Origin of the sequence: Pseudorhodobacter sp. W20_MBD10_FR17 (assembly GCF_052119765.1) — a bacterium.
Classification (GTDB): domain Bacteria; phylum Pseudomonadota; class Alphaproteobacteria; order Rhodobacterales; family Rhodobacteraceae; genus Pseudorhodobacter.
Genome location: NZ_JBGQOQ010000002.1, coordinates 133,700 through 147,038, shown reverse-complemented (window position 1 = coordinate 147,038; position 13,339 = coordinate 133,700). Strand labels below are relative to the sequence as shown.

General features: G+C 59.7%; 13 protein-coding genes. 8 read left to right on the top strand and 5 right to left on the bottom strand.

The window, feature by feature from the left end; all coding sequences use genetic code 11:
* Nucleotides 1-121 precede the first annotated feature (121 nt).
* On the bottom strand, nt 122-904 hold the full coding sequence (locus ACEN2J_RS02225) for an SDR family NAD(P)-dependent oxidoreductase (protein ID WP_442102908.1): 783 nt from the start codon (nt 902-904) through the stop codon (nt 122-124).
* A gap of 4 nt (nt 905-908) precedes the next feature.
* Nucleotides 909-2,102 carry a phosphoglycerate kinase gene (locus ACEN2J_RS02220; RefSeq protein ID WP_442102907.1) on the bottom strand — a complete coding sequence of 398 codons (1,194 nt, stop codon included), beginning with the start codon at nt 2,100-2,102 and terminating at the stop codon, nt 909-911.
* Nucleotides 2,103-2,225: 123 nt separating this feature from the next.
* Between ACEN2J_RS02220 and ACEN2J_RS02215 the strand changes: the two genes are divergently transcribed.
* The gene (locus tag ACEN2J_RS02215; RefSeq protein ID WP_442102905.1) at nt 2,226-2,732 is read left to right on the top strand and encodes a peptidylprolyl isomerase; all 507 of its coding nucleotides are present in this window, start codon (nt 2,226-2,228) and stop codon (nt 2,730-2,732) included.
* The gene (locus ACEN2J_RS02210; protein ID WP_442102903.1) at nt 2,725-3,336 is read left to right on the top strand and encodes a peptidylprolyl isomerase; all 612 of its coding nucleotides are present in this window, start codon (nt 2,725-2,727) and stop codon (nt 3,334-3,336) included. Before ACEN2J_RS02215 ends, ACEN2J_RS02210 begins: the two co-directional genes overlap by 8 nt.
* Nucleotides 3,337-3,382: 46 nt before the next feature.
* Here the strand turns inward: ACEN2J_RS02210 and ACEN2J_RS02205 are convergent, their stop codons facing one another.
* Nucleotides 3,383-3,889, bottom strand: a complete 507-nt coding sequence (locus ACEN2J_RS02205; RefSeq protein WP_442102901.1) for an asparaginase domain-containing protein — start codon at nt 3,887-3,889, stop codon at nt 3,383-3,385.
* Between the two features lie 134 nt (nt 3,890-4,023).
* Between ACEN2J_RS02205 and ACEN2J_RS02200 the strand changes: the two genes are divergently transcribed.
* Nucleotides 4,024-5,490 carry a protein adenylyltransferase SelO gene (locus ACEN2J_RS02200; RefSeq protein WP_442102899.1) on the top strand — a complete coding sequence of 489 codons (1,467 nt, stop codon included), beginning with the start codon at nt 4,024-4,026 and terminating at the stop codon, nt 5,488-5,490.
* A gap of 38 nt (nt 5,491-5,528) precedes the next feature.
* Entirely contained in the window at nt 5,529-6,011 is a 483-nt protein-coding gene (locus ACEN2J_RS02195) for a hypothetical protein (protein ID WP_442102897.1), read from the top strand.
* Here ACEN2J_RS02195 and ACEN2J_RS02190 read toward each other — a convergent pair.
* Together ACEN2J_RS02190 and kdsA are read right to left on the bottom strand one after the other, a co-directional pair.
* Complete coding sequence (locus ACEN2J_RS02190) at nt 6,008-6,994, bottom strand: LLM class flavin-dependent oxidoreductase (RefSeq protein WP_442102895.1); 987 nt, start codon at nt 6,992-6,994, stop codon at nt 6,008-6,010. The genes ACEN2J_RS02195 and ACEN2J_RS02190 overlap by 4 nt on opposite strands.
* A gap of 51 nt (nt 6,995-7,045) precedes the next feature.
* Nucleotides 7,046-7,876, bottom strand: coding sequence for a 3-deoxy-8-phosphooctulonate synthase (gene kdsA / locus ACEN2J_RS02185; protein ID WP_442102894.1), 831 nt, complete (start codon nt 7,874-7,876; stop codon nt 7,046-7,048).
* Nucleotides 7,877-8,058: 182 nt separating this feature from the next.
* Between kdsA and ACEN2J_RS02180 the strand changes: the two genes are divergently transcribed.
* The 4 genes from ACEN2J_RS02180 (at nt 8,059) to ACEN2J_RS02165 (ending at nt 13,316) form a co-directional block, all read left to right on the top strand.
* Complete coding sequence (locus tag ACEN2J_RS02180) at nt 8,059-9,216, top strand: acyl-CoA dehydrogenase family protein (protein WP_442102892.1); 1,158 nt, start codon at nt 8,059-8,061, stop codon at nt 9,214-9,216.
* Nucleotides 9,213-9,668 (top strand): lysozyme inhibitor LprI family protein, encoded by a 456-nt coding sequence (locus tag ACEN2J_RS02175; RefSeq protein WP_442102891.1) that lies wholly within the window; start codon nt 9,213-9,215, stop codon nt 9,666-9,668. Before ACEN2J_RS02180 ends, ACEN2J_RS02175 begins: the two co-directional genes overlap by 4 nt.
* A complete protein-coding gene (locus ACEN2J_RS02170; RefSeq protein ID WP_442102890.1) occupies nt 9,668-11,272 on the top strand; it encodes a carboxyl transferase domain-containing protein in 1,605 nt (534 codons plus the stop codon). Before ACEN2J_RS02175 ends, ACEN2J_RS02170 begins: the two co-directional genes overlap by 1 nt.
* 109 nt (nt 11,273-11,381) lie before the next feature.
* Nucleotides 11,382-13,316, top strand: a complete 1,935-nt coding sequence (locus tag ACEN2J_RS02165; protein WP_442102888.1) for an ATP-binding protein — start codon at nt 11,382-11,384, stop codon at nt 13,314-13,316.
* Nucleotides 13,317-13,339: the final 23 nt, after the last annotated feature.

Genomic DNA, 13,339 nt, shown 5'->3' with positions numbered 1-13,339 from the left:
CCGATAATCCCATGTGTTCAAATCTGGGGTAACAACCCCGTTACCACTGGGCATAGCCGCATGTTTGACTGCGATCAATTCTGTTGGCGCTAACAGTCTGGAATTACATTAGAACCGCGCGCTACCCACGCCGCTTGAGGAAAATCTGTGCGATCCAAGCCACCAAAACGCGTGGCGCAAAGCGGGGGAGGGTGGCAAAGATCACGTTCAGGGCCCCCGGCACTTTGACCCGCGTACCCTTTTGCATCGCCGCCCAGCCGGCCGCCGCAACCGACGCCGCCGAGGCCATGCCAAGCCGCGTAATCAACGTGGCCTTTACGGCATCATCGGCGGCGAAAAATGCAGTCTCGGTCGCACCGGGGCAGAGCGCCGTGACAGACACACCGCTGCCTGCAAGCTCGGTCGCCGCCGCCTCGGACAGGCTGAGCATATAGGCCTTGGTCGCGTGATACACCGCCATCTGCGGCCCCGGCATAAAGGCCGCTGTTGACACTACGTTCAAAATGCGCCCCGAGCCATGCGCCTGCATATGCGCGACGGCCCGTTTCATCAAAATCGTCGCCGCCACCACATTGACCGAAATCGATGCGGTCTCGCGCGGCCAATTCGCGTCATCTGCGAATGCACCGTTGCGGCCCAGCCCTGCATTGTTAATCAAAACCCCGATCTGGCGGTCTTGCGCGGCATCTAGCCAAAGCTGCTCTACCGCCTTGGGGTCGGCCAAATCGGCGGGCAGAACGACCACCGCCACATGATACGCCCGCTCTAATTCATGGGCGAGCGTCTCTAGTTTTGCCTGTTGCCGCGCGGTCAGGATAACGTCAAACCCTGACTGCGCAGCGAGGATGGCAAATTCGCGCCCCAAGCCTTCGGATGCTCCGGTAACAAGGGCCCAATTTGCCATGCCTTTATCCCTTTAGGGCTGCAACACCGGGCAGGTCTTTGCCTTCCATCCACTCAAGGAAAGCCCCGCCTGCGCTGGAAATATAGGTAAACTGATCGGCCACACCGGCCTTGTTCAGCGCGGCCACCGTATCGCCCCCACCGGCAACAGATACAAGCGCGCCCGCCACGGTCAGCTCACCTGCCTTTTGCGCCGCCGCATTGGTGGCGGTATCAAACGGCTCAATCTCAAACGCGCCCAGCGGGCCGTTCCAGATCAGCGTGCGCGAGGCGGTGAAAACCTCGGCGATATTGGCAACCGTCGCAGGCCCCGCATCCAAAATCATCGCATCGGCAGGGCATTCGCCCACAGGCAACACTTCCGATACTGCCCCCGCCTTGAACTCACGCGCGACAACGATGTCTTTTGGCAGGTGAATGGCGCAACCCGACTGGTCAGCCTTGGCCAAAATCGCCAGCGCCGTTTCGGCCATATCGCGTTCAGCAAGGCTTTTGCCAACCTCGATCCCTTGGGCGACCAAAAACGTGTTGGCCATGCCGCCGCCGATGATCAGGTGGTTCACCTTGGTCACCAGATTGCCAAGCAGCTCCAGTTTGGTGGAAACCTTGGCGCCGCCAACAACCGCGACAACAGGGCGCTGAGGTGTGCCCAAAGCCGCCTCAAGCGCCGACAGTTCGGCCTGCATCAAACGGCCGGCACAGCTTGGCAACAAGCGCGCGATGCCTTCGGTGCTGGCATGGGCGCGGTGGGCGGCCGAAAAGGCATCGTTCACGTAAATATCACCCAAAGCGGCCATGCTGGCGGCCAGCATCGCATCATTCCTTTCCTCACCCGCATGAAAGCGCGTGTTTTCCAGCAAAACCACTTCCTTGGCGCCCATCGCACCAATTGCTTCTTTTGCAGGGCCACCGATGCAATCGCTGGCAAAGGTAACCTTGACGCCGGGCAGGGCGGCTTGCAGCGCAGGCACAACCTGCGCAAGGCTCATATCCGGCACAACTGCGCCCTTGGGGCGGCCAAAATGCGCCAGCAACACCGGCTTGCCGCCTTTGGCCAAAATATCAGTGATCGTCGGCACAATCCGTTCAATCCGCGTGGCATCGGTGACCTTGCCGTTTTCCATCGGTACGTTCACATCGACCCGCACAAGGGCTACCTTGCCGGCCAAGTCCATGTCATCCAGCGTCTTCCAAGCCATAACAGCCTCCACAGTTTCATTTGCTTCCTTCGACCCTATCCCAAAGGGTTCGTCAATGGTTAGCCCTTTCCAACCGCGCTTTGGATGATTAAGTTGTGCATCAGAAAATTATAGGAGCGCCAAATGGCCGATATCAAAGACCCAGAAAACACAATCTTGATGGAACTTAAGGGCGGCACCGTCACGATCGAACTGCTGGCCGATGTGGCACCGGCCCATACCGCGCGTATGAAAGAACTGGCCCGTGCTGGCGCTTATGACAACGTTTGCTTTCACCGCGTGATTGCCGGCTTTATGGCGCAAACTGGCGATGTCCAGCATGGCGACATGGAAGACGGCTTTAACCTGCAACGCGCAGGCACGGGCGGCTCGGACATGCCCGACTTGCCAGCCGAGTTTTCGAAGCTGCCGCACGCACGCGGTACTTTGGGCGCGGCGCGTTCAAGCAACCCGAACTCGGCCAACAGCCAGTTCTTCATCAATTTCAAAGACAATGATTTCCTGAACGGGCAATACACGGTCTATGGCCGCGTGATTTCTGGCATGGAACATGTCGATGCGATCGCAAAGGGCGAGCCGCCAGCAGCGCCAGACCGCATGATCTCGGTTAAGGTAGCTGCCGATGCGTAAGGACACCTTGGTTGCAGGCTGCTTTTTCGCAGTAGGTTTGGCAGTTTTGGGCGGTTATGCGCTGTCCCAATCCGCGACCCCTGCAATGGCGCAGGCGGTGGACGGCCCCGGCCCGAACTTGGTGATTGAGGTTGCGGGCGAGGCCAATGGCGAAGTTGTCATCGATCTGCTGCCCGATCTTGCGCCAAAGCATGTGGCCCAGATCACGGCTTTGGCCGAGGCGGGTAACTATGATGGTGTGGTGTTTCACCGCGTGATTGATGGTTTCATGGCCCAGACGGGTGATGTTGAGTTCGGCAAAAAAGCCGGTGATACATCGCGCGCCGGTATGGGGGGCTCGGATTTTCCGGACATTCCCGCCGAGTTTTCCAAGGAAACTTTTGACCGTGGTGTCGTCGGTATGGCCCGCAGCCAAAGCCCGGATTCTGCCAACAGCCAGTTTTTCATCATGTTCGCGCCAGGCCCGTTCTTGGACGAGCAATACACCGTCGTTGGTCGTGTGATTTCCGGCATGGACGTGGTTGATAAAATCAAGCGCGGCGCTGGTGGCAATGGTGAGGTTGTCGACCCCGATCAAATGGCAACAGTGACCGTTGTGAAATAACCTTTTGGCCCGTCTTGCAATTCGCAAGGCGGGCCAAAAACTGCGCTTAGGCTTGGTCGAACCGGCCCAGATCGGTGTTCTTCACCAAATCCTCGGCGGCGAAAACGCGGCCGTTCATCACGCCCCACACCCCCGCACCCAGCAATTGCGCCGCAACAATCGCGCCGCCGATGTTGAAATCGGCATCCGATTTTTGCAACGAATAGGGCCGCATGGCCCCGCTCAACACCACCGTTTTACCGGCCTTTGATTGCGCAATCAAAGGCGCCAGAAACCGCGCGGTTTGCCCCATCGTACCTGTGCCATGCGTCACCACAATGGCGCGTTCGGGGGCGCGGATCACAGCCAGCGCTATGGCTTGGCGGTCAGCATCATCGAAATACAGACTGTCCTTTAGCATCAACAGCTCGACCGTTGGGAAATGGCAGCGCGACGTTTTCAGCAGTTCGGGCAGGTGGGTCGTGCCGTCGGGGGTAAAGCTCAGGCCCTCGGTCTGTGTGTCATGTATTTTATCCAAGGTGCCGCCGGTGACGAGGATGCGCAGGTTTTCCAAGGGGTTTCCTTTTAGGCTATGGTGGGCTGGGGTTGGCGCGATGTAACCCGCCGCGCTGCGATAACGCAATATCTACTGGCCCGTGGCGTGGATTTGGGCCAAGCTAAAGCCGACAAAGACCAAAGGATTTAGGAATGCCCGACTTGCCACTGCCCGACCTGCCATTGTTTGCGTTCGACAATAGTTTTGCCCGCGAAATGGAGGGATTTTTCGTGGAATGGCAAGGCGATAAGCTGCCCAACCCGCAGGTCTTGCGGCTGAACCGCGGCCTTGCTGAAACGTTGGGGTTGGATGCAGACGCGCTGGCGGGGGCAGGTGCAGTGCTGGCAGGGGCCGAGGTGCCTGTGGGCGCAAACCCTTTGGCCATGGCCTATGCTGGGCATCAGTTTGGCGGGTTCTCGCCGCAGTTGGGCGACGGGCGGGCGCTGTTGCTGGGTGAGATTGTGGCCCCTTCGGGCAAGCGGTTTGACCTGCATCTAAAAGGGTCCGGTCGCACGCCCTTTTCGCGCGGTGGTGATGGTAAGGCGGTGCTGGGGCCAGTGCTGCGCGAATATCTGTTTGGCGAGGCAATGGCCGCCTTGGGCATTGCGACTACGCGGGCGCTGGCAGCCGCAACCACGGGTGAGAAAATCCGGCGTGACGGCCCGCAGCAGGGGGCCGTTCTGGCGCGGATTGCGGCCTCACATCTTCGGGTCGGGACGTTTCAATTCTTTGCCGCTAGGGGCGAGGTGGACCGGGTGCGTCAACTGGCTGATTACGCGATTACACGGCATTTTCCGCATCTCGCATCCAGCGATGCCCCCTATCTTGCTATGTTTGAGGCGGTGGTCGATGCGCAGGCCGCCTTGGTCGCGCAATGGGTATTGGTGGGCTTCGTGCACGGGGTGATGAACACCGATAATACAACGATTTCGGGCGAGACGATTGATTACGGGCCTTGCGCCTTTATCGACAGCTATGACCCTGCGGCTGTGTTCAGCTCTATCGATCGCAACGGGCGCTATGCCTATGGCAACCAGTCCGCGATCATGCATTGGAACCTGACCAAGCTGGCCGAAACCTTGATCGACCTTGTGAATCCGCAAGACAGTGAGGCCGCGATTGCGGTTTTGACGACAGCGTTGCACAGGTTTCCGGCGCTCTATGAAGGGTATTGGCTGGCGGGCATGCGGGCCAAGCTGGGCCTAGGGGGCGAGGAGCCCGAGGATTTGGCACTGGCACAAGATTTTCTGGCAGCGGCCGAGGGGCAGGATATAGATTATACCCAGTTGTTTAGGGATTTGGCCGAGGTGGTACGTGGCAAGCGGGTGGGCGTGTTCGCCGCGCCTTCGGTTTTTGACGATTGGTTGGTTCGGCACAGGGCACGGTTGGCGATCGAATCTGCAGGTGCCGATGCGATGGATGCGGTGAACCCAGTTTATATTTTACGGAACCATTTGGTCGAGGCTGCGTTAACAGATGCAGCAAGCGGCGATATGGCGGCGTTTGACCGTTTGTTGGCCGTGGTCTCGCAGCCCTTTGCGGTGCAGGCGGGTGCCGAGGAATTTGCCAAGCCCGCACCTGCCGGTTTTGGCGCGCATGTCACCTTTTGCGGAACGTAAAGCTGCGCCAGATCAAAGACGGTATGGGGGCCGCTGCTATGCTAAAGATAACTTTGGAATTTCAGGAGGACGAGATGATCGACAAGCAGCAGTTGCAGGCCGTAATGTTGGCGCTGACCGAGGCCGACTTGGCCCAAGCCCATGCAAAATATCAACAGTTCTTGGCCGAGGCGCGGTTGGACCGGACCGAGGTGATTGAACGCGACGAGCATGCACAAGCCGAGACTGCCGCCGATTTGGCCGAGGCCTTTGATGACTTTGAGCATCAGGCCGAGTCGAAGGTAGCGGCGATAAAGGCGCTGGATTTCGGGCCAAAGGATGTGGTTGAACCCGGTGCCGTGCTGCGCTTTGGCGACCGGTTCTTGGTTGTCTCCGTTTCAACGGCCGAGTTTGAATGTGGTGGTCGGCGCTGTATCGGCATTTCGCCCGCAGCCCCAATCTATCAGGCGCTTGAGGGCAAGGCGCAGGGGGATGATTGCGCGTTTCGCGGGCGGAACTTGCATATTCACGAGCTGTATTAAAGCCCCGCCATTGCGTGCGCTGCGATCTGAAAGGATGTGATGCGGGCGGCAGGGTCGTGGATCATGCCGGTCAACATCACCTCATCTGGCTGATGCTTTGCGATCAGGGCTGTCAGTTGGGTTTGCACCGTATCAGGCGCCCCTGTGGCCGCGCATGACAGGGCTTGGCGCACTTGGGCCAAAACCGTTGGCGCGACCTGTGTTGTAATATCATCAACAGGGCGCGGCAGTTTGCCCGGCGTGCCGCTGCGCAGGCGGGCAAAGGCCAGTTCTTGCGAGCTGCGCAAATACTGCGCCTGCGCGTCGGTTTCGGCAGCGCAAACCCCGATCGCCATCATTGCATAGGGTTTGTCCAAATGCACCGAGGGGCGAAAGGTGGCGCGGTAGGTGGCCAGTGCGTCCGACAGCTGGGCTGGTGCGAAATGTGAGGCAAAGGCATAGGGCAGGCCGAAATAAGCCGCCAGTTGCGCGCCATACAGGCTAGACCCAAGAATCCACACCGGAACATGTGTGCCCGTACCGGGAACAGCCATAACGCTGGCATCTTCGGGCGCATCCCCCAAATAGCCAATCAATTCCTGTACATCGGCGGGAAAGCTGTCATCCGGTGCCATGTGGCGGCGCAGCGCACGGGCGGCGGCCATATCGGTGCCGGGCGCGCGGCCAAGGCCAAGGTCGATGCGATCAGGGTACAGCGTGGCAAGGGTGCCAAATTGTTCAGCAATCACCAAAGGCGCGTGGTTGGGCAGCATAATGCCCCCTGCGCCCACACGGATGGATTTTGTGTTTGCGGCGACATGACCGATCACAAGGCTGGTCGCGGCACTGGCAATCCCAGGCATATTGTGATGCTCGGCCAGCCAAAAGCGTTTGTAACCGGCAGCCTCGGCTGCTTGGGCCAAGGTTACGGAATTAGCCAGCGCATCGGAGGCGGTGTGGCCTTCGGGGATGGGTGACAGATCGAGTAGGGAATAGGCGGTCATCGGGGACTCCTTTCGCCCTAGCTAGTGGCGCGGGCGAAAGGTTCCAAGGGGTTAAAGACCTTTTACCAGCGCATCAATCGCCTTGAGGCTGGCCAATAGCGCGCCGAGTTCGGCCAAAGGCACCATGTTCGGGCCATCCGAGGGCGCGATATCTGGGTTGTCATGCGTTTCAATAAATACACCTGCCACACCCACGGCGACAGCCGCGCGCGACAGCACCGGCACAAATTCGCGTTGCCCACCGGATGAGCCACCTTGGCCGCCCGGTTGCTGCACCGAGTGGGTGGCGTCAAAAATCACCGGCGCACCAGTGGCGGCCATAACCGGAAAGCTACGAAAATCTGTGACAAGGGTGTTATAGCCAAACGAGGCTCCACGCTCGGTCAGCAAGACATTGGGGTTGCCCGACCCAGTCACCTTAGCCAGCACATGTTTCATATCCCACGGCGCCAGAAACTGGCCCTTTTTGATGTTGATCACGCGGCCGGTTTCGGCGGCAGCGACCAGCAGATCGGTTTGACGGCACAGGAAAGCGGGGATTTGCAGGATGTCGCAAACCTCGGCGGCCTCGGCGCAATGGCTTGGCTCGTGCACATCCGTAAGCGTGGGCATGCCGTAAGTTTCCTTAATCTCGGCAAACACCTCAAACGCTTTGGTTTTGCCGATGCCGCGCGGGCCGTTCAGGCTGGTACGGTTGGCCTTGTCATAGCTTGCTTTGAACACGGCCTTGACGCCAGCGGCACGGGTAATTTCATCAATTGCGGCAGCCATTTCCATCGCATGGGCGCGGCTTTCCATTTGGCAAGGACCAAGGATAAAGGCCACAGGGCCCGCATTGTCAAAGCTGACGTTTCCGGCGGTGACGGTTGTGTTCGCGTCCATCTGTTTCCCCTAATCGTTTGTATGCGTATGGCTAAAAGGCTTGGCCTTTATTTACCGCCGCCGCCGCAGGGCTTGCAACCCCTTTAGCCGCGCCCCCAAGAACGGGACCAAGGCCAGCATTGACGCAGCAAGGGTTTTGTGCCTATGAATTGAACAGGTGTTCAGTTTGCAGGGAGGCAAGTATGTTCACAGGCTCGATGCGCTTTGATCTGGGGGGCGATGTTGCAGCATTGCAAGACGTGGTGCATCGCTGGGCGCAACAGCGGGTCAAGCCGATGGCCGCAGCGATTGATGCGAGTAATGTATTTCCGGCAGAGCTGTGGCGTGAGATGGGCGATCTGGGACTGCTGGGCATAACCGTGCCCGAGGCAGGTGGCGGGGCTGGGATGGGCTATCTGGCGCATGTGATTGCCGTTGAGGAAATCGCGCGGGCGAGTGCGAGTGTGGCGTTGTCCTATGGCGCGCATTCCAACCTCTGTGTGAACCAGATTGCGATGAACGGGACGCCAGCGCAAAAGGCCAAATATTTGCCGGGGCTAATTGCGGGCAGCTGCGTGGGGGCGCTGGCGATGTCCGAGTCGGGGGCGGGGTCTGATGTGGTGTCGATGGCGCTACGGGCCGAGACATGCGACGGGTTTTACCGCCTGACGGGGCATAAGTATTGGATCACCAACGGCCCCGAGGCAGATGTGCTGGTGGTCTATGCCAAGACCGATCCTGCAGCGGGTAGCAAAGGCGTCACGGCGTTTATTGTTGAAAAATCCATGGCCGGATTCTCGACCAGCCCGCATTTTGATAAACTTGGGATGCGCGGGTCCAATACGGCCGAGCTGATCTTTGACGGCGTTGAGGTGCCGTTTGCCAATGTGCTTGGGACGGAAGGCAAGGGCGTACGGGTGTTGATGTCGGGCCTCGATTATGAACGCGTGGTTCTGTCGGGGATTGGCACGGGTATCATGGCGGCCTGCTTGGATGAGGTGGTGCCCTATCTGCAAACCCGCGAGCAGTTTGGCCAAAAGATCGGGGGCTTTCAGCTGATGCAAGGTAAGGTGGCAGATATGTATACGGCGATGAACTCGGCCCGGGCCTATGTTTACGCGGTGGCTGGGGCCTGCGACCGTGGGGTGGTGACGCGGGCCGATGCGGCGGCCTGTGTGCTCTATGCCAGTGAACAGGCAATGGTGCAGGCGCATCAGGCGGTGCAGGCACTGGGCGGGGCAGGCTTTTTGGCCGATAGTGCTGTAAGCCGGTTGTTCCGCGATGCCAAGTTGATGGAAATCGGCGCCGGCACGAGCGAGATAAGGCGGATGCTGATCGGACGCGAGGTGCTGGGGGTATGAAGCTGATTTGGATTTTAGCGCTGGTCGCAGGGGCCCCGCAGGCGCAGGAGTTTGCACCGGTTGTAAATCGCATTGCTGTGGATGGGTGTTTCAACCAAGCGCTGCGCGACACTGCAGATGCCGATTGTATTGGTGCGGCGTCAGGCGTGTGCATGGAACAGTCGGGCGGCTATTCAAACCAAGGCATGAGCGCCTGCACCAGCGCGGAAACCGAGCTGTGGGATGGTTATCTTAACCGTGAATACAAGGGGCGGATGGCCACGATTACCGCCGATCAAAAAACCGCATTGCGCACGGCGCAGCGCGCTTGGATTGCGTTCCGCGATGCCGAGTGTGGTTTGCAGTATCAAATGTTCATTGATGGCACGATGCGCTCGAACATCTATACCGGCTGTATGCTGGATATGACCGCGCGGCGGGCACTGACCTTGCGCGATCTAGGGGGGATGTGATGCGTCTGAACTCCGCCTTCCTGCCCAATACCGATACCGCCCGCGCCAATCGCGCCGCCCATTTGGCAATGTTGGAGGCTGTGGCGCAGGCCGCGCAACTGGCCGCCGCGGGTGGCGGGGAGAAATCGCTGAACCGTCATGTCGCCCGTGGCAAGATGCTGCCGCGTGACCGGGTGGCGAACCTGCTGGATGTGGGCAGCCCGTTTTTGGAAATAGGGGCTGTGGCGGCGCATGGGCTGTATGGTGGCGATGCGCCCTGTGCGGGGTTGATTGCTGGCGTGGGGCAGGTGATGGGCCAAGACGTGATGGTGGTCTGCAATGATGCCACGGTGAAAGGCGGCACCTATTACCCGATGACGGTGAAGAAACACCTGCGCGCGCAAGAGATTGCCGAGGAAAACCATCTGCCCTGTGTGTATCTGGTCGATAGTGGCGGCGCGAACCTGCCCAACCAAGATGAGGTCTTCCCCGACCGCGACCATTTTGGCCGGATTTTCTATAATCAGGCGCGCATGTCGGCCAAGGGGATCGCCCAGATCGCGGTGGTTATGGGCTCTTGCACCGCAGGGGGTGCCTATGTGCCTGCGATGTCGGATGTGACGATCATCGTGCGCAATCAGGGCACGGTATTTCTGGCAGGCCCACCATTGGTAAAGGCCGCTACGGGTGAGGTGGTCAGCGCCGAAGAGTTGGGCGGTGGCGATGTGCATACGCGGCTTTCGGGCGTAGCCGATTATCTGGCCGAAGATGATGCCCATGCCTTGGCGCTTGCCCGCCGTGCGCTGGGCAACCTGAACCGCCCCAAGCCCGCAACCGTACAATGGCAAACCCCCGAGGACCCTGCCTATGACCCCGAAGATATCCTCGGCCTTGTTCCCCCCGATTTGCGCACGCCTTATGATATCCGCGAGGTGATAGCCCGTGTCGTCGATGGATCAAGATTTGATGAGTTCAAGGCGCGATTTGGCGACACGCTGGTTACCGGCTTTGCCCATATCAATGGTTGCCCTGTGGGGATTGTCGCCAATAACGGCGTGCTGTTCTCGGACTCCGCCGTCAAAGGCGCGCATTTTGTGCAGCTGTGCAGCCAGCGCGCTATCCCGCTGGTGTTTTTGCAAAACATCACCGGCTTTATGGTGGGCCGCAAATACGAAACCGAAGGGATCGCGCGCCACGGGGCCAAACTGGTCACAGCCGTGGCCACCACCAATGTCCCTAAAATCACCATGATCGTCGGGGGGTCCTTTGGGGCGGGCAATTACGGCATGGCAGGGCGCGCCTACAGCCCGCGTTTCCTGTGGTCGTGGCCCAATTCCCGCATATCGGTTATGGGCGGCGCACAGGCCGCAGGTGTGCTGGCCACCGTCAAACGCGATAGCATTGAACGCAACGGTGGCACTTGGTCAGCCGATGAAGAAACCGCCTTCAAGCAACCCACACTTGACATGTTCGAAGAACAGTCCCACCCGCTCTACGCCTCGGCGCGCCTGTGGGATGACGGCATCATTGACCCGCGCAAAACCCGTGCCGCCCTTTCTCTTTCGCTGCAAATCGCCCTTAACGCCCCGATAAACCCAACCATTTTCGGCCTTTTTCGCATGTAACCTCATCATCTGTTTGAAAATATCCCACGGGGGTCCGGGGGTGTGAAACCCTCGGCTTCTACCTTGGTTCTGGGTTAAGCCCTAGCCGTCTACAACACGTGAGGCTTTGATGTTTGACAAAATCCTGATAGCCAATCGTGGCGAAATCGCCTGCCGCATCATCCAAACCGCCCAACGGCTTGGCGTGTCCACGGTTGCCGTCTATGCTGATGCCGATGCAGGCGCCAAGCATGTGGCATTGGCCGATGAGGCTGTGCATATCGGTGGCTCCGCCCCGCATGACAGCTACTTGCGCGGCGATGTCCTTATCGCGGCGGCCAAGGCCACAGGGGCTACCGCCATTCACCCTGGCTATGGGTTCCTCTCGGAAAACCCCGGTTTTGTGGATGCGGTGGAGCGCGCTGGGCTGGTTTTTATTGGCCCTTCTGCACAGGCGATCCGCGCCATGGGGCTGAAAGACGCCGCCAAACGCCTCATGGAGGCGGCAGGTGTGCCGGTTGTGCCGGGCTATCTGGGCGAGAGCCAAGACTCGGCCCATCTGGCGGCGGAGGCCGAAAAAATCACCTATCCTTTGCTGATAAAGGCCGTCGCGGGCGGCGGTGGCAAAGGGATGCGCAAGGTCACTCACCCCAAAGATTTTGCCGATGCCCTGATCTCTGCCCGCAATGAGGCGATGGGTGCCTTTGGCAATGACGCCGTTTTGCTGGAAAAATACGTCGAAAAACCCCGTCATATTGAGGTGCAGATTTTTGGGGACGGGGTCGATGCCGTCCATTTGTTTGAACGCGATTGCAGCCTGCAACGCCGCCACCAAAAGGTGATCGAGGAAGCGCCAGCCCCCGATATGCCGCCCGCCATGCGCCTCGCGATGGGCGATGCTGCGGTTCGGGCTGCGCGTGCGATTGGCTACAAGGGGGCAGGCACGGTCGAATTTATCGCCGATGCCAGCGCAGGCCTGCATCCCGATCGGTTCTGGTTCATGGAAATGAACACCCGCCTGCAAGTGGAACATCCGGTGACCGAGGCGATAACCGGCGTTGATTTGGTCGAATGGCAGCTAAGGGTGGCCAGCGGCGAGGCCTTGCCATTGCGCCAAGACGATCTGCACATCAACGGTCACGCTTTTGAGGCGCGGCTTTACGCCGAAGACGTGCCCGCAGGGTTCTTGCCTGCCACAGGGCGGCTCGATCATCTGGCGTTTCCCGCCAATGTCCGCATTGATAGCGGGGTGCGCAGCGGCGATAGCATCAGCCCGTGGTATGATCCGATGATCGCCAAAATCATCGTGCATGGCCCCACCCGCGCCGTAGCCCTTGCACAGCTCTCGCGCGCTTTGGCGCAAACCCAAGTGGCGGGCACCGTGACCAATCTGGCGTTCCTGGGCGTGCTTGCCCGCAACCCGCGTTTTTGCCAAGGAGATGTGGACACGGGTCTGATTGAACGGGACTTGGCGGCCCTAACCCATATTCCCGAGTCTTCGCTGGCGCGGCGTGCGTTGGCGGTGCTGGTTGCCGCCAATGTACCAATGGTGGCGCAGGCTGGGTTTTCGCTATGGGCACCGCTGCGCCGCCGCGTGTTACTCGCACATCAGGGCGACATTATCACGGCTGTGGTTGAGATTTTTTCCCCAGACCGCGCACAAGTAACGCTTGGCACCAAAACGCTAACGGCTACGCGCGGCGAAAAGGGCTGGCAGGTTGAGGGTGCCTCGTTTGTGCCGGTGACGGTCGTGGCGGGCAAGGTCTTTGTCTTTGCCCCCGAGGGGCAGTTTGCCTTTACGACCGTTGACCCTTTGGCGCGCGTTTTTGTGGGCGAGGCGGCGGGCAACGCGGCGCTGGCCTCAATGCCGGGGCTGGTTAAGGCGCTGTTTGTGGGGCCGGGGCAGCCGGTTTTGGCGGGTGACCGTTTGGCGGTGCTAGAGGCGATGAAGATGGAACACAGCCTTACCGCCGCCCGTGATGGCATTGTGGCCGAGGTTTTGGTGCAAGTGGGCGATCAGGTTGAGGCCGGGGCTGCGTTGATCGTGTTAGAGCAAGAGGTCTGAACCAGACCCGCAGAACCGGCCCT

Bases quoted from the DNA above. Each gene is read 5' to 3' on its own strand.
- ACEN2J_RS02225 (WP_442102908.1), bottom strand. From the start codon at position 904: ATGGCAAATTGGGCCCTTGTTACCGGAGCATCCGAAGGCTTGGGGCGC.
- ACEN2J_RS02220 (WP_442102907.1), bottom strand. From the start codon at position 2,102: ATGGCTTGGAAGACGCTGGATGACATGGACTTGGCCGGCAAGGTAGCC.
- ACEN2J_RS02215 (WP_442102905.1), top strand. From the start codon at position 2,226: ATGGCCGATATCAAAGACCCAGAAAACACAATCTTGATGGAACTTAAG.
- ACEN2J_RS02210 (WP_442102903.1), top strand. From the start codon at position 2,725: ATGCGTAAGGACACCTTGGTTGCAGGCTGCTTTTTCGCAGTAGGTTTG.
- ACEN2J_RS02200 (WP_442102899.1), top strand. From the start codon at position 4,024: ATGCCCGACTTGCCACTGCCCGACCTGCCATTGTTTGCGTTCGACAAT.
- ACEN2J_RS02195 (WP_442102897.1), top strand. From the start codon at position 5,529: ATGCTAAAGATAACTTTGGAATTTCAGGAGGACGAGATGATCGACAAG.
- ACEN2J_RS02190 (WP_442102895.1), bottom strand. From the start codon at position 6,994: ATGACCGCCTATTCCCTACTCGATCTGTCACCCATCCCCGAAGGCCAC.
- kdsA (WP_442102894.1), bottom strand. From the start codon at position 7,876: ATGGACGCGAACACAACCGTCACCGCCGGAAACGTCAGCTTTGACAAT.
- ACEN2J_RS02180 (WP_442102892.1), top strand. From the start codon at position 8,059: ATGTTCACAGGCTCGATGCGCTTTGATCTGGGGGGCGATGTTGCAGCA.
- ACEN2J_RS02175 (WP_442102891.1), top strand. From the start codon at position 9,213: ATGAAGCTGATTTGGATTTTAGCGCTGGTCGCAGGGGCCCCGCAGGCG.
- ACEN2J_RS02170 (WP_442102890.1), top strand. From the start codon at position 9,668: ATGCGTCTGAACTCCGCCTTCCTGCCCAATACCGATACCGCCCGCGCC.
- ACEN2J_RS02165 (WP_442102888.1), top strand. From the start codon at position 11,382: ATGTTTGACAAAATCCTGATAGCCAATCGTGGCGAAATCGCCTGCCGC.